This window comes from Puia sp. (genome assembly GCF_035546395.1).
GTDB lineage: Bacteria > Bacteroidota > Bacteroidia > Chitinophagales > Chitinophagaceae > Puia.
The window spans coordinates 213723-234623 of record NZ_DASZXR010000016.1 but is presented as its reverse complement, the minus strand read 5'-3'; the positions used below and the strand labels follow the sequence as shown (position 1 = coordinate 234623).

Annotated in this window: 21 protein-coding genes; 4 read left to right on the top strand and 17 right to left on the bottom strand. The window is 56.5% G+C overall.

The genetic code is table 11. From position 1 onward, the window contains the following. Positions 1-17: 17 nt before the first annotated feature. The 3 genes from VHE34_RS22045 to VHE34_RS22035 form a co-directional block, all read right to left on the bottom strand. Positions 18-890: a helix-turn-helix domain-containing protein gene (locus tag VHE34_RS22045; protein ID WP_325591917.1), complete on the bottom strand. Its 873-nt coding sequence runs from the start codon at positions 888-890 to the stop codon at positions 18-20. Between the two features lie 5 nt (positions 891-895). Beyond that, a complete protein-coding gene (locus VHE34_RS22040) occupies positions 896-1309 on the bottom strand; it encodes a nuclear transport factor 2 family protein (RefSeq protein WP_325591915.1) in 414 nt (137 codons plus the stop codon). A gap of 74 nt (positions 1310-1383) precedes the next feature. Beyond that, entirely contained in the window at positions 1384-1920 is a 537-nt protein-coding gene (locus VHE34_RS22035; RefSeq protein ID WP_325591913.1) for a carboxymuconolactone decarboxylase family protein, read from the bottom strand. A gap of 172 nt (positions 1921-2092) precedes the next feature. Here VHE34_RS22035 and VHE34_RS22030 point away from each other — a divergent pair, with 172 nt between their 5' ends. Then, positions 2093-4102: an FAD-dependent oxidoreductase gene (locus VHE34_RS22030; protein WP_325591911.1), complete on the top strand. Its 2010-nt coding sequence runs from the start codon at positions 2093-2095 to the stop codon at positions 4100-4102. Positions 4103-4138: 36 nt separating this feature from the next. On the opposite strand, the gene VHE34_RS22025 is transcribed toward VHE34_RS22030, so the two are convergent. The 6 genes from VHE34_RS22025 to VHE34_RS22000 all read right to left on the bottom strand — a co-directional run bounded on the left by VHE34_RS22025 (position 4139) and on the right by VHE34_RS22000 (position 7764). Then, positions 4139-4702 (bottom strand): group 1 truncated hemoglobin, encoded by a 564-nt coding sequence (locus VHE34_RS22025; protein ID WP_325591909.1) that lies wholly within the window; start codon positions 4700-4702, stop codon positions 4139-4141. 12 nt (positions 4703-4714) lie between these two features. Next, entirely contained in the window at positions 4715-5098 is a 384-nt protein-coding gene (locus tag VHE34_RS22020) for a hypothetical protein (RefSeq protein ID WP_325591907.1), read from the bottom strand. Positions 5099-5109: 11 nt separating this feature from the next. Next, entirely contained in the window at positions 5110-5253 is a 144-nt protein-coding gene (locus VHE34_RS22015; RefSeq protein WP_325591905.1) for a hypothetical protein, read from the bottom strand. A 65-nt stretch (positions 5254-5318) separates the two neighbouring features. Beyond that, positions 5319-6032 (bottom strand): anti-sigma factor, encoded by a 714-nt coding sequence (locus VHE34_RS22010; protein WP_325591903.1) that lies wholly within the window; start codon positions 6030-6032, stop codon positions 5319-5321. Between the two features lies 1 nt (position 6033). Next, on the bottom strand, positions 6034-6576 hold the full coding sequence (locus VHE34_RS22005) for an RNA polymerase sigma factor (RefSeq protein WP_325591901.1): 543 nt from the start codon (positions 6574-6576) through the stop codon (positions 6034-6036). A gap of 99 nt (positions 6577-6675) precedes the next feature. Beyond that, positions 6676-7764 carry a DUF2911 domain-containing protein gene (locus tag VHE34_RS22000; protein WP_325591898.1) on the bottom strand — a complete coding sequence of 363 codons (1089 nt, stop codon included), beginning with the start codon at positions 7762-7764 and terminating at the stop codon, positions 6676-6678. 111 nt (positions 7765-7875) lie between these two features. Between VHE34_RS22000 and VHE34_RS21995 the strand changes: the two genes are divergently transcribed. Further along, positions 7876-8793 carry a hydroxypyruvate isomerase family protein gene (locus VHE34_RS21995; protein ID WP_325591895.1) on the top strand — a complete coding sequence of 306 codons (918 nt, stop codon included), beginning with the start codon at positions 7876-7878 and terminating at the stop codon, positions 8791-8793. Here VHE34_RS21995 and VHE34_RS21990 read toward each other — a convergent pair. The 3 genes from VHE34_RS21990 to VHE34_RS21980 are packed head-to-tail and all read right to left on the bottom strand — an operon-like array spanning position 8790 to position 11955. Continuing rightward, positions 8790-10145, bottom strand: a complete 1356-nt coding sequence (locus VHE34_RS21990; RefSeq protein ID WP_325591893.1) for a Gfo/Idh/MocA family oxidoreductase — start codon at positions 10143-10145, stop codon at positions 8790-8792. The two genes, VHE34_RS21995 and VHE34_RS21990, sit on opposite strands and share 4 nt — an antisense overlap. Before the next feature lie 30 nt (positions 10146-10175). Then, complete coding sequence (locus tag VHE34_RS21985; RefSeq protein ID WP_325591891.1) at positions 10176-11042, bottom strand: formylglycine-generating enzyme family protein; 867 nt, start codon at positions 11040-11042, stop codon at positions 10176-10178. Continuing rightward, a complete protein-coding gene (locus VHE34_RS21980) occupies positions 11011-11955 on the bottom strand; it encodes an FAD:protein FMN transferase (protein ID WP_325591889.1) in 945 nt (314 codons plus the stop codon). Before VHE34_RS21980 ends, VHE34_RS21985 begins: the two co-directional genes overlap by 32 nt. Before the next feature lie 230 nt (positions 11956-12185). On the opposite strand from VHE34_RS21980, the gene VHE34_RS21975 reads away from it, so the two are divergent. Continuing rightward, on the top strand, positions 12186-13232 hold the full coding sequence (locus tag VHE34_RS21975) for a glutamine synthetase beta-grasp domain-containing protein (RefSeq protein ID WP_325591887.1): 1047 nt from the start codon (positions 12186-12188) through the stop codon (positions 13230-13232). Between the two features lie 81 nt (positions 13233-13313). On the opposite strand, the gene VHE34_RS21970 is transcribed toward VHE34_RS21975, so the two are convergent. Then, positions 13314-13724: a response regulator gene (locus VHE34_RS21970; protein ID WP_325591885.1), complete on the bottom strand. Its 411-nt coding sequence runs from the start codon at positions 13722-13724 to the stop codon at positions 13314-13316. A 118-nt stretch (positions 13725-13842) separates the two neighbouring features. Further along, a complete protein-coding gene (locus VHE34_RS21965; RefSeq protein WP_325591883.1) occupies positions 13843-15051 on the bottom strand; it encodes a PQQ-dependent sugar dehydrogenase in 1209 nt (402 codons plus the stop codon). Positions 15052-15188: 137 nt separating this feature from the next. Between VHE34_RS21965 and VHE34_RS21960 the strand changes: the two genes are divergently transcribed. Next, a complete protein-coding gene (locus VHE34_RS21960; protein WP_325591880.1) occupies positions 15189-15473 on the top strand; it encodes a hypothetical protein in 285 nt (94 codons plus the stop codon). Here the strand turns inward: VHE34_RS21960 and VHE34_RS21955 are convergent. The 3 genes from VHE34_RS21955 to VHE34_RS21945 form a co-directional block, all read right to left on the bottom strand. Then, positions 15468-17141, bottom strand: a complete 1674-nt coding sequence (locus tag VHE34_RS21955; protein WP_325591878.1) for a GMC family oxidoreductase — start codon at positions 17139-17141, stop codon at positions 15468-15470. The genes VHE34_RS21960 and VHE34_RS21955 overlap by 6 nt on opposite strands. 90 nt (positions 17142-17231) lie before the next feature. After that, entirely contained in the window at positions 17232-17720 is a 489-nt protein-coding gene (locus VHE34_RS21950) for a GNAT family N-acetyltransferase (RefSeq protein ID WP_325591876.1), read from the bottom strand. A gap of 52 nt (positions 17721-17772) precedes the next feature. After that, positions 17773-20889: an error-prone DNA polymerase gene (locus VHE34_RS21945; protein WP_325591875.1), complete on the bottom strand. Its 3117-nt coding sequence runs from the start codon at positions 20887-20889 to the stop codon at positions 17773-17775. Positions 20890-20901: the final 12 nt, after the last annotated feature.

The window sequence follows — 20901 nt, the reverse complement described above, 5'->3', positions numbered from 1 at the left end:
CCTTTGACTATCAATATTTAAGGATTTTTTGCAAACCCCACCGTCTGCCTGTACACCTGCGGCGACACATCTGCCTGTTTTTTAAAGAACCTGCTGAAATAATATTCGTCCTCAAAACCCAGCGAAAAGGCGATCTCCTTGACGGTCTTGTCCGTCAGGTAGAGCTCACGCTTTGCCTCGATGATGATCCGCTCGGCGATGAGCCCGGAGATGGTCTTATTAAAGTGCCTCTTTGCCGTCTTTCCCAACGCCTTTGGCGTCACATGCAGCATCGCGGCGTAGTCCGTAACGGTATGCTTGGTCCGGAAGTGGCTTTCGATCAGCTCTTTCAGGGCGTTCAGCCGGCGGGGCGCGTCGGGATCGCTTTCTGCCGGCAGCGGATGTTGCAGGGCCTTTACCCTCGAGGCGGTTATGAGGAAGAGTTTCAAATACGCCAACAGTGTGTCCTGCTGCGCCAGATCCTTTGTCTGCAATTCGGTCCTTATTTGCCCTATCAGGTTGTCCAATACCAGCGCCGTCGGCTCATCGACTGCGAGAGATGGCGGCTGGTAGATGTTGTTGAACAAAACCCCGTTGCAGGCCACATCCTTGTGATGGCGGTGGATGCAAAAGAAGTCGGAATGAAAATGGAGGGCGACCCCGCTGATCTCCTTTTCCGGGAAAAAGATAAACGGCTGGTAGGGCGTAAAGGCAAAGAGCGTCCCCGGTGCGAAGGAATAATTCGAGAGATCGGCTCTTACCGTGCCCGAACCCTGCTTTATCCAAATGAGGGAGTAATAGTTCAGCCGTTGCAAAACGTCGTAAGGGTTCTCGTTGTCAATGGCGGAGACCCTTAGATGGAGGTTGTGCGTTTGCGGATGAACCAGGGTAAGGGATCTTTCCGGTGCCATGGGTCCTACTTGATCCTCCGTTCTTTTTCCTCTATGGGAAGATCGTTGATGCTGGCGAATCTTTTCCGCATGAGCCCGTTCTCATCGAATTCCCACATCTCATTACCGTAACTGCGGTACCACTGGCCTTCCGCATCATGCCATTCGTATTCAAACCGGACCGCCATCCGGTTCTCGCGGAATCCCCACAGCTCCTTTTTCAGGCGGTAATCCAGCTCCTTCGCCCATTTCCGTTGTAAGAATTGCTTTACTTCCTCCCTGCCATTGATGAATTCGGTGCGGTTTCGCCACTCCGTGTCGACTGTATAGGCCAGCGCTACCTTTTGAGGATCTTTTGTGTTCCAGGCGTCTTCGGCCATCTGCACTTTTTGCAATGCCGTCTCGAGTGTAAACGGTGGGAAAGGCGGTTTCTGTTCCATATAGGAGTTATTGAGATGTAATTCAGGAACCGAAGATAACCCGATTTAACGGATTATCCCCGGTTGTCCGTTGGCTACAATGCCGGCGCTGCCGGGAAGTCAACAGGAATTTTCGTGATGTTATGGACATAGTTCATGACCACTTTGTCGGCGATGGCCACGACGACGTCGATCATGCTCCCTTTGGTATAGCCTGCCGCAAAGAAGGCCGCCAGAACGTCGTCGTCGATGCGGCCCCGGTGATCGGCAACGGCCCTGGTGAATTTTACGAGGGCATCCAGCCTTGGATCGAACGGCGCGGACCCTTTCCTGATCTCCAGCGTCTGTTCTTCGGTCAGCCCGTTCATTTTTCCCAGCAGGGTATGGGCCGCCAGGCAGTATTGGCAGTTGTTGGTCTGGCTTACCACAAGATTGACGACTTCCTTTTCCTTTTTGGAAAGCGAGGTCTTGCCGTTCTGCAAGGCCAGGTAATTGCCGAGGGCCGTATCGCTATAGGCTATTGTGGCGTACAAATTGGGCACCATCCCCACTGCGCTTTTCAGCTGGTCAAAGAGGACCTGGTTGCCGGCCGAGACTTCTTCCCGCGTTGGAACTTTGAATTGCACTTTCATTTTCTTGATGTTTTGACTTTGTTTTCGATTCTGAAAATGCAAAGTTGCGCCGAAAGGGTGGCGGAGGAAATAGAGAAAAGGCGCTTTGCCATGGATAATTTGCCCAAAGCATCCCGCCCACTGCAAATCTATGCGCCTTTAGGGTTAACTTTAAGAATAAGATAGATTTCGAATGAACCAAGTCTCCCTGCTCGTTTTACTCTTCTCCGGACTTGTATCCGCCGCCGCTCCGCATCGTCCCTTGTTCGCCGCTCCGCATCGTCCCTCGCCCCCCGAGTCCGCCGACATCTGCATTTACGGCGGCACGTCCGCCGGCGTCATCGCGGCCTGCGCGGCCAAACGCGCCGGCAAGTCGGTGATCCTGCTCGAGCCCGGAGGCAGGGCAGGGGGCCTTACCACCGGTGGCCTTGGCTATACCGATATCGGCAACAAATACGCCATCAGCGGTATGGCCCGGGATTTCTATCGCCGCGTCGGCGCCCGTTACGGCCGCTTCGAGAGCTGGGTCTTCGAGCCGCATGTAGCCCTCGAGGTTTTTCACTCCTATCTGCGGGAGGCAGGCATACAAGTTCGATATCACCGCCGCCTGGTCTCCGTCAAAAAAGACGGCAACCGCATCCACAGTATCACCGTAGAAGATTCCCGGCAACCCGGCGCCGGAGGATACAAGACCATCGTCGCAAAAGAGTTCATCGACTGTTCGTATGAGGGGGACATGCTGGCAAAGGCCGGCGTCCGCTATTTCGTCGGCCGGGAGGCCAACAGCGTCTATAATGAGACCTATAACGGTTCGCAGCGGCGGGACAAGCACCAGTTCCCTGACGGCGTCGATCCCTATAAAATACCCGGCGACCCCGCCAGCGGCGTCCTCTGGGGTATCCATCAGGGCCCTCCCGATACTCCCGGCGCGGGGGACTCTCGAGTGCAATCCTACAATTTCCGCATCTGCCTGACCAACGATCCAGCCAACCGCATCCCGATCACCGCCCCTGCGGACTACGACCCCGGGCGCTACGAACTCCTCCTCCGCCTGCTGGCCAAGCGACCGGTAAGGGATCTCAACGGGATCATGAAGATCGACCTTATGCCCAACCGCAAGACCGATATCAACAACAACGGCGGTTTCTCGACGGACATGATCGGTATGAACTATGATTATCCGGATGGCGATTACCGGCGTCGCGAGGCGATCGTGAAAGCCCACGAAAGCTATACAAAAGGGTTCCTCTATTTTGTAGGCCACGACCCAAGGATGCCCGAGTCGCTCCGCTCGGAGATGCTGCAATGGGGTTATCCAAAGGATGAGTATCCGGAAAGCGGTCACTGGACCCCGCAGCTATATGTCCGGGAAGCCCGGCGCATGGTCGGGGCGTATGTCATGACCCAGGCCAACTGCGAAGGCCGGGCCGCCGTAGACGATGGTATCGGCATGGCGGCGTACACTATGGACTCCCACAATTGCCGCCGCGAGATAGTCGACGGCATGGTAAAGAACGAAGGCGATGTACAGATCGGCGGTTTCGGCCCGTATCCCGTCTCGTATCGGGCCATCGTCCCAAAGAAAGGAGAATGCAGCAACCTGCTGGTCCCGGTTTGCCTTTCGGCGAGCCATATCGCCTATGGGTCCATCCGGATGGAGCCGGTTTTCATGGTCCTCGGTCAGTCTGCCGCCATCGCCGCCTCCCAGGCGATCGACACCCGTACCGCGGTACAGGATATCGACGTGAAAAGATTACAACGGCAGTTGCGCGATCATCCGCTTGCCGACAACAGCACTCCGGAGATCCTCGTGGATAACGATGATACCGATGGGATCATGAAGCATGGCGCCTGGACCCGCGTGACAACGGGCGGCTACGGTGCTTCCCTGTTCGTCCACCCGAAGGAAGACAAAAGCGAAGCAAGCGTCACCTTCCGCCCGACGATCGTCAAGCCGGGGTTCTATCGCATCTATTGCTACCAGTCCGGGCTAGCCGGCGTCACGCCCGTCGTTGTCAACGGTGTAAAGCAGACCCTGCGTGCCCCTGCCGGCAATGCCGAACAGCAGAGCTCGGGGGAATGGGTGTCTCTTGGCCGGTACATGCTAACGAAAGGCGATAAAAATACGGTGATGATCACCACATCCGGTGCAACCGGGGATGTGGCCGCGGACGCCGTGCTGTTCGTGCCGGATTTCAAGTAGCCGTCCATAGAGGCCGCGGGGCGTATGCCCCACGGATCATTGTTGTACCACCTGTGACCGCAGCGACTCTACCAGCTTTGCCACGCTGGTCAATGCCGGGGTATTGGCGGGTACGCCGGCTTTCGCGGCGCCGGCGACGAGATCGACCTCGAAGGCGTTGAAGTCGCTGTTGTCGGCTTTGCCGTTCATCCGCGGGTTCTGCGCGGGATCGTGCGCCGCTATCATTGATTTCCCGGTGTAAGTGTAATCCTTGGCGCCGGTGGCGACGGCCACAAAATCGGTCAGGTTCTTGCTCAATGTCTGAAAGCCGCTCAAATTGCCGGAGCCGACCTCTGACAACAAGGTCGTAAAATGGCCGTTGATAGCCGTGTCACCGGCGATGACGAATATCGCGCTGTCGACGATGTTCCGGATGAGGAGACGGCCTTTCTCGATCATCTGTCCCGTGTTGGCGGGATCGGCGACTTTCGCGGCGCCGCCGAGGGAATCATACAGGGTCGGCCTTGCCGGAGACGAATTCTTCTTGCAGGATGCGAGCAATGTCGCCGTCGCGAGGACCGCGCTAAAAAGGAGGAATACATTGATAATTTTCTTGTACATGACTGTGTTTTTTTAAAAACCCGCCGGGCAGCCGCCCCTTAATTCCTTTTTGGTGGGCACATAACGGGTGGCGTGCGGGTAATGGAGGGTGGTGATGAAGCGGCCGGTGATTGCATCGCTATTCGCCTTCAGGGGCGAATAGGTAAAGACGACAATGCTTGTCGAAGCATTGCAAAGCACGTGATCCACTCCCTGCTGCCGGTAAAGCCAGTTGGTGATCGAGTCCGCCTGTCCTCGCGTCAGGGGTTGATGGATATCGATCCGGGCCATTATCCGCGTGCGGGTGTCGATCCCCGGCTTCCTCACCAGGTAGATATGGACGGCCAAAACGGCGATCAAAACCATCACGGTTAAGGCTGTCCACTTCATCGTCCGTTTAATAATGGATGTTTTCATGATGATCGATCTTAACCGTTTATCCAACGTGTCCATGCAGGGTCGAACTTATACCATTTTGAGGCTGTGTTTGTGCCGGCGGCGTAGGAGATCCCCGTGTGCGCAGCAAAGAGCACAAAGCCGCAAACAATGGATTTCGTCATTGTCTTGTTCATTTTTTTTTGATTTTGATTATTACAGGTACGCGGGAATTTACCGGAAAGTTTGGGTCTCGCTTTTTTTATGAGCGTACGTTCCCGAGCACCACCATTTCGCTAAGAGTAGGAGTGGGGCTACCACCTGTTTTTTCAAGAGTGATCGCGAACGCCTGCGCTTTTTGTACGCTTTTTAGCCGGCGTATCCCGGAGATGTTTTCCAGCAGGCCTGCATCGACGGGCTTGCCGTCGACCAAGGCCCAGAGTTGGTATTGTTTGCCTGCCGGCGCCTTGGGAAGGCGGACGGCATCGAGGTAGACGAACTTGTCGGTCGCGTCCCAATAAAGAGTTGCGCCGGCATTTTCTTTTCCGGCAACACCCAGCAGCGGGACTTTCAGGACCGAAGGATTGCTGATAAGGGTATATTCGGCAACCGCCTGTATATAGTTGCGGTGCAAATAGTAGTTGTATACGAGGCTAGTCACCAGGAGCAACACCGACGCCGCAGCGAGCGCCTTATATCTATTGAGAGCGCGCAGCCGGTGGATGGAGGGCGGCGAAGCCGGTTCTGCCGGCTCTGTCTTAATCATTTGCAGCAAGTTTGTCCGGATGCGGGTCGGGGCCGGTACTGCCTGGGCGCGGGCCCGCTCCAGCAGCCGGTTCTCGGCTGCTTCGACGGCTGCGGCGATCTCCGGATGTTCAATCCTGAGGCGTTGCAGTTCCGCGATGTCTTCCTCATCGGCGAGGCCGAGTACATAGCTTTCGATTGCTCCCCCTTGTATGTATTCCTGTATATTCAATTTAGGTGGTGATCAATTTTCTTAGCTGAGTTAATGCTGCTCTAAGTCTTGTTTTTACGGTACCAAGGGGTATGCCGAGCATCGTTGCTATCTCGGCCTGGGTATAGCCCTGAAAATACGACATGTCAACCAGTACTTTATGCTCTTCTTTCAGCACGCTCACCGATGTTCTGAGGTCCGGATCGATGCCCGACGGCAAAGGGTTATCCGCGAGCCGATCGTGGTCGGCCGTCAATGGGTTGTTCGACCTGGTTCTTTGCCATTCCTTCCGCCGGGTTACGTCGATCGCCGCATTCCTGGCCACATTGTGCATCCAGGTAAAAAGCCTTCCCCTGGACGCATCGTACTGGTCGATATGCCGCCAAATCTTGATAAACACTTCCTGTAAGATGTCGCCCGCGAGGCTGCGGTCGTTTATAATCGTGAGAATGACCCCGTTAAGTGAATCGGCATAGTTGTCGTACAGGTATACGAACGCAGCCGCGTCATGCTGCCTAAGTCGTTGAATGAGTTGCTCTTCTGAATATAATCCCGGGTCTTTCAATTGAACTTTTGAAGAATAGATCTTGAATATCTACGCAAACGGGAACGGAAAGGTTTGCCCGGTGAAAAATTCCCTGAGCGGATGAGCCAGGCTCAAAATCTACATCGCTCCCAGTTGTTTCAGATATTTCTCCGAGTTCTGCCGGGTCGCGTCTGGCGGATTGAGGCTGAGGGACCGTTTGAAATTGAGGATGGCGTTCTTTTTATCTCCCTTCGTTGCATACGCCTCGCCGAGGCTGTCGAAGGTATTGGCGCTTTTGGGATGCTTTTGCGTGTTGAGGATAAAGACCTCGATGGCGCGGTCGTACAGTTTATCATTCAACAGCTGGTACCCAAACTGGTTAAGGTCGTTCTCCGTGCCGACGGCGACGGCTTCGTGCATCAGGCTGTCGGATTGTGCCTCCTTGCCCATCGCCTTGAGCAGTTTGGACTTGGTCGAGAGCGTATTGAAATTGGGGTTGATCAGGACGGCGCGGTCGATCCAGGCCATTGCCTGGTCATAGTTGGTCTTGTTGGCCAACGCGTAGTTTGCGGCGCTGGCATAGCCCTGCCAGTTGAAACCCACGGGGCCTTTCAGCTCTTCGACGGCATTGGCCATCACGATCGCATCGACGTCGAACTCGATCCTCACCGGGAACTGCTTCTTCTCCCAGTTGAGGTCCAGCTCAGCGGACGTCTTTGTCAGGTTTTGAAAGTCATAGGTAAGCATTTCGGTCATCGGAACCTCGTTCAGCTTGATCTTCGCCCGGAAAAGGTCATGCTCGGGCATATACCAGAAGCTGCCCCAGGAGCGACTGTCCTTCGACAGGATCACCTCGCCGGTGTTATCCTGGTTGACGACGAAGAACAGCCCATATTCCCCGGCGGGAACCGCTTGACCCTCGATCTTCGCAGGATGCGAGAGCCGGATGACGGTATTCTCGTTGGCTCCCGCACGCCACGGGGCGTCGTTGCCGGCGCCAAAGCCTTGTTTGTTATACCCATAAGGCACGAGCGTGCCCCAGATGGCACGGCCTTTGACGGAGGGGCGGGAATAGCTGACCGTCACCGTGGAGATGCCGATGGTTTGCGACACCGTCGCGGCAGGACTCGGGGTCCGGGGCGTCGTGATATTCTGGGCATGGGAGGTGAGGAGGAGCAGGAGGAGGGGCAGGCCCAGGAAGGGCCTACGGGCGGTTGATGACAGCATAGCAGATAGTTTGTTATAAGATACGAATTCCTGATTGCCGCCGGAGATAAGATTGCCGAGACTGGGATTATTAATGCTGAAAGAAGAGAATATAATCCCTAAATTCATACCATGAAAAGAAAGACATTCCTCCAAAACTCCCTATTGACCGGTGCCTCCCTGCTTACCGCCGGCGCCGCCTCTGCCGCCGTATCCAATACCGCCGACCCCGCCGACGGCCCCTTCCATCTCAATTATGGCATCCATGACGGCATGTTCAGGAACAGCGCCGGCAACGACTTCATCGATCAGATCAAATTTGCCTATGACAAAGGCTTCCGCGCCATTGAAGACAATGGGATGATGCGGCGCCCGCCGGAAGAACAACAGAAGATCGGCGATGCGCTGGCCAAATTGGGTATGTCGATGGGCGTCTTTGTGCTGGACAAAGGCGGCAACGGGGCCAATACCCTGGCTGCGGGCAAACCCGAATACCTGGAGATCTTCCTGAAGGGTTGCCGCCAGGCCGTGGAAGTCTCCAAGCGTTGTAACGGCAAGCTCACCACTGTCGTGCCCGGTGATTTCGAACGGCATCTGCCCATCGGCATCCAGACCGGCAATGTCATCGAAGCCTTGCGCAAGGGCACCGAGATCCTCGAGCCCCATGGCATCGTGATGGTCCTCGAAGCCTTGAGCGACACTCCCGATCTGATGCTGCGCCACTCGGACCAGACCTACGCCATCTGCAAGGCCGTCAACAGCCCCTCCTGCAAGATCCTCTTCGACATGTATCATATGCAGCGCAATGAAGGCAACGTCATCCACAATATCGACCTGTGCTGGAGTGAGATCGCCTATTTTCAAATCGGCAATGTCCCCGGGCGGAATGAACCCACCACCGGGGAAATGGATTACAAAGGCATCTTCAAACACATCTACAACAAGGGCTACAAGGGCATCCTGGGAATGGAACACGGCCTCTCGCTCCCGGGTAAGGAGGGAGAGACCGCGTTGATAAAGGCCTATCGGGAGAGTGACAGCTTTGCTTAGAACGGCTTGAACTGCCCGGGCACCGCTACGGGGTACATCCCGTTGGCGTCCGGTGTCACCGGCGGAGTGGCGTCGAATGCATATACCGCGGGATGAATATCCATGCCGCTCTTCAACGCCGCATCCCACTGCATCTGCTGGCCGGAATAGGTGGCCAGCCGGCCGAGGATGGACGTCATCGAACTCTTCGCCCCGCGTTCGGCGTCCCAGAACTTGTATTCGCCCTTCGCAATGGCCGCGAAAAGTTCGTCGTGTTCGTTCTGGTAGGGTTGGTTCTCCATTTTCTTATCGAATTGATAGAGGGTATTGCCTTTCGTATCCGTGATCCGCGCCTCGTCACAAAAAACTTTCCCCTTGGTTCCGATCAGCATCTCATCCACCTTGCTCATCGTGCCTTTCTGATGCCGGCATTGGCTGTTCAGCACGACGCCGTTGGCATAGTGGAACTCGACAAAATGGTGGTCGAAGATCTGGCCATAGTCCTTGCCCTTTCTCACTTCGCGGCCGCCCATGCCCTGCGCGCTGACGGGATATGCTTCGAGCGCCCAGTTGATGACGTCGAGGTTGTGGATATGCTGCTCGACGATATGATCGCCGCAGAGCCAGACGAAATAATACCAGTTGCGCATTTGGTATTCCATCTCCGTCCAGCCCGGCTGGCGGGGATGAACCCAGACCCCATCGTTGTTCCACCAGGCCTGGGCGCTGACGATATCGCCGATGATCCCGTCATGAACGCGTTTCATCAGCTCGCGATAAGACGTTTGATACCGCCGCTGAAGCCCGACGACGACGTTCAGCTTTTTCTTCTTCGCGATCTCGGCGGCAGCCAGCACCCTGGCGATACCCGCGGGATCGGTAGCGACGGGTTTCTCCATAAATATCTGCTTGCCCTGGTTCACGGCTTCCTCGAAATGGATCGGCCGGAATCCCGGCGGGGTCGCCAGGATGACGACGTCGGCAAGCGCCATCGCTTTTTTATAGGCGTCGAAACCGACAAACTTGTTTTCTTCTTTTACCTGCACCCGGCCTTTTTTATCTTCGAGTGCTTCGAGGATGTTCTTGTAGCTGCCGTCGAGGCGGTCCCGGAAGGCGTCGGCCATGGCCACCAGCTGCACGTTTTGTTTTGTGCTGAGGGCCTGCACAGCTGCGCCGGTGCCGCGACCGCCGCAGCCGATAAGGGCGATCTTAATGGTGTCATCCGCGCCGGAGAAGAGGTTGGCGCGGGAAAGGAGCGGCGCTGCCAGCACGCCCGCGGCGGCCAGCGTGGACGCTTTCATAAAGTCGCGCCGGCTGGTGTTGGTGGACGTGTCACGCCCGCCGTTGTTGGAGGAGGAATGTTCCTGATTCATGTTAACTGCAATTTAAAATGAATAAAAAGTTTATAGATAGCGGTTATAGAATTCCTCGGCTGCGGCGGCGTCGGGCTGCTTCACCGGCCGGACGATCCGGAACCCGATAAACGGCGCATCCGTATTCCACCATTTACTGCGCGGGATCTGCGGATCGCGGGCATTCCATTTCCTGTCGGAGAGGAGCCGGGCGGAAGGCTGCAGGGCCGCGGCGGCATCGCGATAGCAACCGCCTTTGAGGATCAGCGGCCATTTGGTCCCCGGCGTCTCGGCATCGAGCGTCCATTCGGCCACGTTACCCAGCATATCATAGAGTCCCCAGGCGTTGGGCTTTAGCTGTTTGACCGCATGATACCGGTTATTGCTGTTGGCTGCAAACCAGCCGTAGGACGGCAGGGAATCCGCGGCCGGGCCAAAAGGGTAGGGGGTTGAGGTCCCCGCGCGGCAGGCGTAGTCCCATTCCGCTTCCGTCGGCAGCCGGTAGAAGACGCCTGTGCGTTTATACAGCCATTTGCAATACATCATCGCCGCATACCTGCTCATGCTGTTGGCTGGAAAACCGCCTTGTTTTCCCATTCCAAGGGTAAAATCGACATAGGGTGGGCTCGGCCGGGTAATGCCGTCGGGCGTCGGCCCATGGTCCTGCGATTCGTCCTGGAAAAGAATGTATTCTTCGTAGGTGGTCTCGTGTTCTTCCATCCAGAACGAGTCAACGGCTCCTTTCCCGGCGATGGGGATCATCGTGAACCGCACTTGAGATTGTGGGATGGTTTGCTCGAAGGTCGTAAAGGTTTGCGCCCGGGCTGTCGCGGACAAAAACAGCAAAGCACTCGAAAGCAGCAAACCGGTCAGAACGGAGATAAGATCAACGCGGGGAGAATGGGTCAGCAGTCGCATCAGGTAGCAGGTATTGCTTAAAGGTAACGGAACTTTTCTGAATAACCCGGCCTCGTTTCATTTCGGTGACGAGAAGTGCGGCGCCGGGCAAATGCTTTAGTAGTTTTAGCGACCGGCGCCAGGAGAGGATGCTGCAGGCCGTAGCCAGCCAGTCGGCGGTCGTGCCGTCGGCGGCAATGGCCGTCACGTTTCGGCGGCGGGTGAGGCCGATACCGGTACGCGGATCGATGATATGCGAATACCGTTTCCCATGCCATTCGAGGTATTGGTAGATGTCGCCGGAGGTGGCGACGGACGTCTTGTCGAGCGAGAGATAGATGGACAGGAGACGTTCTTTTTCGCCGGGGGCGTTGATGCCGATGATCCAGCCGGTCTGGCCCGCCGGCGGCGGGCCGGTAACTATTTTACCGCCTGCATTGACCATTGCCTTTTCGAAACCTGCCTGTTGCAGCTGCCGCAGGGCGGCCGCTGCCACAAAACCCTTTCCCAATCCGCCGACGTCCAGTTGCATCCCGGGAATATCGAGCCAAACGGATGTTTGCATAGTGTCGAGATGCAGATGCCGATAGCCGCAATGGCCCATGGCAATGGCAATATCGGTCTCTGTCGGCGGTACGCCCGTCTTTCGGGCCCTTCGCCAAAGCCGTACTACGGGTCCTATCGTTATATCATATCCGCCGGCCGTCATGGCCGCGGCCTCTTGTGCGCGCCGGAGGATATCGAACAGCGGCGCCGAAACGGCGACATACCGTCCCTGGCCACTCGTTGCGCTAAGCCGGTTGATCTCGCTGCTGTCGATGTAATCGCTCAGGATGGAGTTGAGGGTGTCGGCAAGCCGGAAGGCCGCGGCGGCTGCCCGTGCCGCAGCCAATGAATCGTCCGTTGCCAGAGTGACCGTAAAAGGAGACCCCATTTCAGGTTGGGTGAATGTGTATTTTTTTTGTGAAAAAGCAGGCGGACAGGCGAAAAACAAGCAAACGGTTAAAAAAATGAATAAAATACGCATTAAATTATATTTCATGTAGTAAATGGCTTGGGAAATGTGCAATTTTGCAAACTTTTCCGGGATATATATTATATAGTAACAAAGTTATATTTGTTAAGTAAAGCCACCTTATTATCTTTGTGTTAAACGAATTCACTATGGCGACAGCAAAATTAGAATACATCTGGCTTGATGGGTATCAACCCATCCAAAGTTTACGCAGCAAGACAAAGATCGAAAGAAAATTCTCCGGCAAGCTGGAAGATTGCCCCATGTGGTGTTTTGACGGCTCTTCCACCGAGCAGGCCCCGGGCGGCTCTTCGGACTGCCTGCTGAAGCCCGTCTTCCTCGCGAAGGATCCGCAGCGCCGCGACGGCTGGCTTGTAATGTGCGAAGTACTCAGCCCCGACGGCACTCCCCATCCCAGCAACGGCCGCGCCCTCATCCAGGACGATGATAATGATTTCTGGTTCGGCTTTGAACAGGAATACTTCCTGTGGAACCCCGAAACCGACAAACCGCTGGGCTTCCCTGAAGGCGGTTATCCCAGACCGCAAGGTCCGTACTATTGCTCCGTCGGCGCGCGCAACGCCTACGGCCGCGACATGGTGGAAGAACATCTCGACGCCTGCCTCGACGCGGGCCTCAATATCGAAGGCATCAACTCGGAAGTAGCCACCGGCCAATGGGAATTCCAGGTGTTCGCCAAGGGCGCCAAAGAAGCCGGCGACCAGGTCTGGGTCGCCCGGTACCTGCTCGAACGCATCGGCGAAAAATACGGTATCGCCATCAATTGGCATTGCAAACCGCTCGGCAACCTCGACTGGAACGGCAGCGGCATGCACGCCAATTTCTCCAATTCCCTGCTGCGCACTTGCGGCAGCAGCGAAGTCTATGTAAAGGTCTGTGAGGCTTTCCGCCCTGTAATAAAGGAACATATCGAGGTCTACGGCCCCGATAACCACCTCCGGCTTACCGGCAAGCACGAGACGGCGGCGATCAACGAATTCAAATTCGGCGTATCCGACCGCGGCGCCTCCATCCGCATTCCTATCGGCACGGTGGAAAGAGGCTGGAAAGGCTGGCTGGAAGACCGGCGGCCCAATTCGGCGGCAGACCCGTACAAGGTCGCTGCGCGGATCGTAACGACCGTAAAAGCGGCTGAAGCGCAAATGGCCGAAATGATCGAGGCCAATGTCGCATAAGCAATTTGAACGCCGAATATATACAAAAGCCCCCGGTTATGGGGGCTTTTGCAGCTTTATGGATGTAGGGCTATTAATAGATCAGACTATACTTAATTCAGCCTTCAGCAGGTCGTCGATCTGGTGAACGACGGCCTCCAGCTCGGGGGCCGCGGTTGGCTGCTGCAGGTAGGTCTTCACTCCCAGCGAGCGGCATTCTTCCGCTTCTTTCGGTTGGCCGCCCCGGCTCCAGACGAGGATGGGAATGCCCTGGTAGCGGGCCTCGGACATCAACTCACGGAGAAGATCGGGCGCTTTTGCATCCGGCAGGTCGTACTTGACAAGGATCATGGAGGGGAGATCATCCCAGCTCCGGCTGGCGAGGTAGTCGAGGAAGGTGCGGCCATTCTCCACCGTCTTTACTTCGGCATAGGCTACGAGTCTGTCCAACTCCTGCACAAAATTTCCGCAGAGGGTACAGTCGTCCTCCGCTAAAAGGATATAAGGTAACATGATTAGCTCTTAGTGAATTTAAGGGTAAATAATATCAATTAATATAAAGGTAATAATTTCTTAACATTGCGGCAAATTATTTTAGCAAAACCGCCTGTTGCCCCAAAAATTCCCTAATTTACTGTTTTTCAATCCGGTAGATGTCCCCGTCATCCGTGATGGCAAAGAGCATATTATTCATATAGGCGATATCTCTAAACCGTTGGTTCTTGTCTGTCAATAGCCGCTCTTCACCCACCACCCGGTTGTTGCGAATGATCAGCCGGTCTATCTGCTGTCCGCTGAGGCAGGCCAGGAACAGGTTGTCCTTCCATTCCGGAATAGCGGTCCCATTGTAAAAACAGATGCCGCAGGGCGAAACGACAGGATCCCAGTAGTATACAGGTTGCTCCATTCCCAGCTTCTGTTGAATGCCGTCCCCCACCTTGTCGCCCGAATATTCGAGACCGTACGTGATCACCGGCCAGCCGTAGTTCTTGCCGGGCCGGATCCAGTTCACTTCGTCCCCGCCATGCGGTCCGAACTCCGCCTCCCATAGTTCGCCCGTTGCCGGGTCGATATCCAGTCCGTCGGGGTTGCGATGGCCTAATGAATAGATCTCCGGCCTGGCGCCTGCCCGCCCTTCGAAGGGATTACCCGTCACCGGCTTGCCGGCCGTCGTGATCCGGATGATCTTCCCCAGGTAGGTGTCCAGGTCCTGCGCATGCACCCGGTTTTCTGGGGCGAATTTTTCGCCGAGGCTTACGAACAGGTCGCCCTTCTTGTCGAATACCAGCCGGGAGCCGAATTGTAAATTGCCCTTTGTCGCCGGCGTCGCCCGGAAAATAACGGTCACATTGTCGACCTTTCCCGCGGCTACGTCCAGTTTCCCTTTGGCCACGGCAGTCAACGTACCGCCGTCGGCCTTCTCCGCATAGCTCCAGTAGATGATCTTGTTGCTGCCGAACCGGGGGTCGAAGGCGACGTCCAGCAGTCCGCCCTGCCCCGCGTAGACCACCTCGGGTAAACCAGTGATCTTCTTCACCAGCGCGCCATTGTTGTCATGGATTTCCATCGTTCCCGATTTCAGCGTCACCATCAGCCGCCCGTCGGGCATCGCCACGATGGCGAAAGGATTACCCAGCCTCTTGGCTATTTTCACCACCTTGTATGGCGTCTTCGTTCGCGCGCCGGCGACCCGGGTCTGCCCGGCGAATGCCGGTTTATAATTCGCGAACCCCGGTTTGGTCTCCACCGGCGGCAGTCCTTCCTGGTAACCGATGGCAAGGGCGGCCGAAACAAAAATTGCCGCAATGACGGTGAAGAAAAGTGCAGCTTTTTTCCGCATATAATAGTCTTTAAAAAATTGAATATAAATTTACGGCTCCTGTAGGGAAAAAATGTCCGTTGTGCTGTCAGTATTTCAGCAGAGTGAGAAAACGGCATTTACTTTGATTGGCATCTTTTACTCCAAATACCCAACATATGAGCACCGTCACCTACTCCATTCGTTTCGAGTTCCCGGTAGATGCGGCGCGGCTGAACGTCATCCTCGAAGCCGATGTCCAGGAGCATCACTCGGAAACGTACTACGTAGTCAGCAATTTTCGAATGCCGGGGCACGGGACTCGCCCGACGCTTCCGCCCATTAAAATTCGCCAGGAAAAAGAGAGTTGGGTCCATACCGACAGCGGTCAGGCTACAGACCTGAGCAGCGCTGTCGGCAAGGCAATCGAGGCGAGGGCAAAGGATAGCCCTACCGAACTATAAGTTCCCTTTCTTCAGCTCGTTCACCGCATGATCCGCGGCGCGGGCCGTAAAAGCCATGTAGGTTAATGAAGGGTTTTGGCAGGCCGCCGAGGTCATAAAGGAACCGTCGGTGACAAATACGTTTGGCGCATCCCACACCTGGTTCCATTTATTCAGTACCGAGGTCTTCGGATCGCGGCCCATCCGCGCCGTGCCCATTTCGTGGATACCGCGGCCCAGGTAGGGATTGTCGTCACCGCCCTTGACGTCTTTGACACCCAGGGCCTCGCAGATCTCCATCGCGTCGTTGAGCATATCCTTGCGCATCTTCAGCTCGTTCTCTTTCAGCTCGCAGTCGATGGAAAGTACGTTCAGGCCCCATTTGTCTTTCTTCGTCTTATCAAGCGTCACCTTATTCTCATGATAGGGGAGGGTCTCGCCAAAGCCACCCATGCCGAAATTCCAGGCGCCGGGTTCGCTCATCGCCTCCTTGAGTTTTGCGCCGATGTCGAATTCGGCGATGTCTACACCGCGGCCGCGGTCGGCGCCGCCCTGGTAGCCAAAGCCGCGGAGATAGTCGCGCTTGTCGCCAAAGAAGTTCCGGAAACGGGGGATATAGATACCGTTGGCCCGGCGCCCGTAGGTGTATTTGTCTAAGTAGCCTTCCACGCGACCACCGGCATAGACGCCGAGGTGGTGGTCCATTACGTTATGTCCCAGTTCGCCGCTGCTGCTGCCCAGCCCGTCCGGCCAGACGTCGGTCGCCGAGTTCATGAGTATCCACGCGCTGTTGAGCGTCGACGCATTCAGGAAAACGATCTTCGCCTTGTACGTATAGGTCTTCATCGTTTGGGCGTCCAGCACCTCCACTCCCGTGGCCCGCTTTTTATCCTTGTCGTAAAGGATCTGCGTTACGATCGACCAGGGCCGAAGCGTAAGATTGCCTGTGGCCATCGCCGCCGGCAGGGTCACCGACTGCGTACTGAAATAGCCGCCAAAGGGACAGCCAAACCAGCACTTGTCGCGGTACTGGCACTGCCTGCCGTTCAACGGCACCGTAGCATGAGCGCAACGCCCGATGATTATCTTCCGTTTCCCCCCGAAATGCTTTTTGATCTCCCTGGCAAAATCCTTCTCCACGCAGGTCATGTCCATCGGCGGCAGGAACTGGCTGTCCGGCAGTTCCGGCAGTCCCTCCTTCGATCCGCTGACCCCCACAAACTTTTCGACATGATCATACCAGGGTTCGATATCCTTATAGCGGACGGGCCAATCGACGCCGATGCCCTGTTTGGCGTTCTCTTCAAAATACCAGTCGCTCCAGCGATACGACTGCCGGCCCCATAAAAGACTTCTTCCACCTACGTGATAACCGCGGAACCAGTCGAATCGCTTGACCTCCGTATACGGGCTGTCTTTGTCGCTTGCCCACCAGGACAGGTTCCGTTCGTTCAACGGGTAGTCCCGCTTCAGCACGGGATAGTTCCTGATCATCTCCTGGGTTCGCTCGCCATGGTGCGGATAATCCCAGGCTTCCTTGTTGGCTTCCGTGTAGTCCTTGATGTGCTCGATGTTCATGCCGCGCTCGAGCATGATCGTTTTCAGTCCCTTCTCGGTCAGCTCCTTGGCGGCCATGCCGCCGCTGATGCCCGAGCCGATGACGATAGCGTCGAATTCGTTGTTGTCCATATCGCAAAGCAAATTTGACCGGTAATTTACAGCGTCCGGTGAGACCAAAAAAAACTAATTTCCTTTTCGGATCGTTTCTTCGCCGCGCGGTTATACCCCTACCGTCTTGCTCCGCCGTTCCAGCAGTACCGTATCCCGCCACCGGTTCTGCATCTTACCGATCTTCTCGCGCACTCCGACCTCCCGGAACCCTGACCGTTCGTGCAGCCGGATGCTGGCGATATTCTCCGGGAAGATGCCCGCCTGCAGCATCCAGATGCCTTTGGCCTCGCTTTCCGTGATCAGGGCTTGCAGCAGGGCGGTGCCCACGCATTGCCCGCGATATTTCGCGTCGATATAGATGCTTACCTCTGCGACCCCGGCATAGACCCAGCGGGTCGATACCTGGCTCAGCGCGACCCAGCCGATCACGCGTTCTCCATCCAGGGCCACCAGGCGGCATTGCGCCAAATGGCCGGCGTTCCACTCGTCCCATTCCGGGGAGGTGGTTTGAAAGCTGGCGTTGCCCGTGGCGAGCCCCGCTTCATAGATGGCCTTTACGGTCGGCCAGTGGTCAGGTAGAAGGTCTGTGATGGTCATTGGAGTTGAATTCGCGGGGAAAATTAGGAAATTGGCAGTATCCGCGTTCACGTTAACGGAAATTTCTTGCGTTCCCAAAGAGACTCGCCTGCTGAAACAAAGAAGAAAGATTGTGACAGGCCTTTACCAGTACATGGATGACTTCTCCCTCCACCTGCAACCTCCCTTCCACCATCAGTAATGTCGATTGCAGAATAGGTTTGCGATACGCTTCGAAAACCTTGGGGAATACGACCAGGTTCGCGTCGCCCGTCTCATCTTCGATGGTGATGAACAGTACTCCCTTTGCCGTTCCCGGATGTTGCCGCACCCGGACCCGTCCCGCCACTTTTACCGCCTGGCCGTCGCGGCCGGCGCGAAGCCGGTCGATGGGCCGGATGCCGAGGTGATCGAGGGTTGAACGGAAAAAGCTCACCGGGTGCGCCTTCAGCGACAGCGCCGTTGCCGCGTAATCGGCGGTAACCTGCTCGGGCAGCGGCATGGTGGGTAATGGGATGTTGCCTTCCTGTTCGCTCTCCGAAGGCTGGCCGGCGAACACGCCGATCGGGTGATCTTTCAGGGCCGATACTTCCCATAAGGCCCGCCGCCGGTCCAATCCCAGGGACCCAAATGCGTCAGCATTCGCGAGGCGTTCCAGCGCCGTCACGCTCACCCCGGCGTCGAGCAGCTCGTTGACCGATCGGTAGGGTTTCCCTTTCAGCAACGGGGCCACTTCAGCCTCTCCTAACCCCCTGACCTGCCTGAATCCCAGCCGCATCGCACAAACGCCGTCAACCTTTTCTTCCAGGGTGTTATCCCATTGCGAGAAATTCACATCGATCGGCCGAACCGGCACTCCATGTCTTTTCGCATCCGTCACGAGTTGATCTGCGTGATAGAACCCCATCGGCTGGCTATTCAGCAACGCACAGCTAAAGACATCGTGCAGCCGCCGCTTCAGCCAGGCCGAGATATAGGCCAGCAGCGCAAAGCTCACTGCATGGCTCTCGGGGAACCCATAGCTGCCAAACCCCTCCAATTGTTTGAAGATGCGGTTTGCATAGTCTTCGCTGTATCCTTTTGCGACCATCCCGGTCACAAGTTTCTCGCGGTGGCGGCTGATCATTCCATGCGCCTTGAAGGTCGCCATGCTTCTTCTTAGCTGGTCCGCTTCCGCGGCGCTATATCCCGCCGCGACGATCGCGATCTTCATCGCCTGTTCCTGGAAGAGGGGTACCCCCAGCGTCCGGCCCAGTATCTCTTCCAGCTCTTTGGACGGGAACTCCACCGGTTCTTCTTTATTCCTTCGGCGCAGATAGGGATGCACCATATCGCCCTGTATCGGTCCCGGCCGGACGATCGCCACCTCGATCACCAGGTCATAGAAGCATTCCGGCCGCAGCCGGGGCAGCATTGCCTGCTGGGCCCGGCTTTCGATCTGGAATACCCCGATGGTATCTGCATGGCTGATCATCTCGTACACCGCCGGGTCGTCCTGTGGGATATTGGCCAGCGTCAGCTCCATTCCATGGTGTTCGCGTGCCAATGCAAACGCTTTGCGGATACAAGTCAGCATCCCCAGCGCCAGCACATCTACTTTGATGATACCTAACGCATCGATATCGTCCTTGTTCCATTCGATATTGGTACGGTCTTCCATTCGCGCATTCAGCAGCGGGCACAGGTCGGCCAGTTTCTTCTGGGTGATCACAAAGCCGCCGGTATGCTGTCCCAGCTGTCGCGGGAAGCCCATCAGCTGCGTGGTCAGCGCAAGCACCTGCCGCAGCATTGGGTCGCTCGCGTTCAATCCCGCCTCTTCGAATCCTTTTCCTTCCAGCCAGCGGTCGCCCGTCTCCGAGCGGGCTTTGGAAAGATGATCCAGCATGTCCCGGCTCAGGCCCATTGCTTTGCCCACATCCCGCACTGCGCCTTTATAGTGCAGCTGCGTCACCGTTGCGACGATCGCCGCCCGGTCGCGGCCATACTTCCGGTAGACGTATTGGATGACCTCTTCGCGGCGTTCGTGCTCGAAGTCCACATCGATATCCGGCGGTTCGTTGCGGGCCGCCGACATGAACCGTTCGAAGAGCAGATCGAATTTGGTGGGATTGACAAAGGTGATCTGCAGGCAATAGCAGATTGTGGAGTTCGCCGCCGAACCGCGGCCCTGGTAAAGAATTTTCTGTTGTCTTGCAAAGCGGCACAGATCGTATACTGTCAGGAAAAACGGCGCATAGTTGCGTTCTTCGATGAAGGCCAGCTCGTGCCGGATGGCCTGGCTCACCTTTTGGGGTATGTCCTCGCCATAATAGCTTCGGGCGCCTTCCCAGGCCAGGTGGGTCAGCTCTTCCTGCGGCGTGCGGCCGTTTGTCGTCAGCTCTTCGGGATAGACGTATTGAAGTGAGTCCAGCGAGAACTGACAGGCTTCAGCCAGTTCCAGTGTCTTTTTGACGGCGTCCGGGTAGTGCCGGAACAGGCGGTGCATTTCTTCGATGGGCTTGAGGTAGCGTTCGGCGTTTTCGAACAGCCGGAAGCCGGCGTTATGGATGGTGCATTTTTCGCGGATGCAGGTCAGCACGTCCTGTAGCGGCCGCCGGCCGGGCGCATGAAAATAGATGTCGTTCGTGGCCAGCAGCGGCGTCTCCAGCCGTTTTCCCAGTTCCGCGAGGCGGTACAGCTGCTTTGCATCGTCTCCGCGGTACCCGCGCGACGCCCCAAGATAGAGATCGCGGCCGAATGCTTCCCTGTATTCTTCGATGGCGGCCGCAAAATCCCTCTTTAACGTATATCGTTCATCCAGCAACGGGCCCGGGGCCACGACGAACTTTATTCCTTTTGCTGCTTCATACACATCGTGCTTATAGAGGGAGCACTGGCCTTTTTCCGCTCGCAGGTTTCCCGTGGTCAGCAGCCCCGAGAGGCGTGCATAGGCTTGTGTGTCGGTGGGGTAGGCCAGCAGGGCCGGGCCGTCGAGCAGTTCGAGGCGGCAGGCGGGGATAAGCCTGAGTTCACGGGCTTTGGCCGGGATGGGCGTGTTGTGGCAGGCTTTGGCGGCGACATGGGCGCGGACGATGCCCGCCAGCGTGTTGCGGTCGGTGATGGCAAGGGCGCTATAGCCCAGCTCCGCGGCACGGTTCACCAGCTCTTCCGGGTGTGAGGCGCCGCGGAGGAAGCTGAAGTTGGAGGTCATTTGTAATTCGGC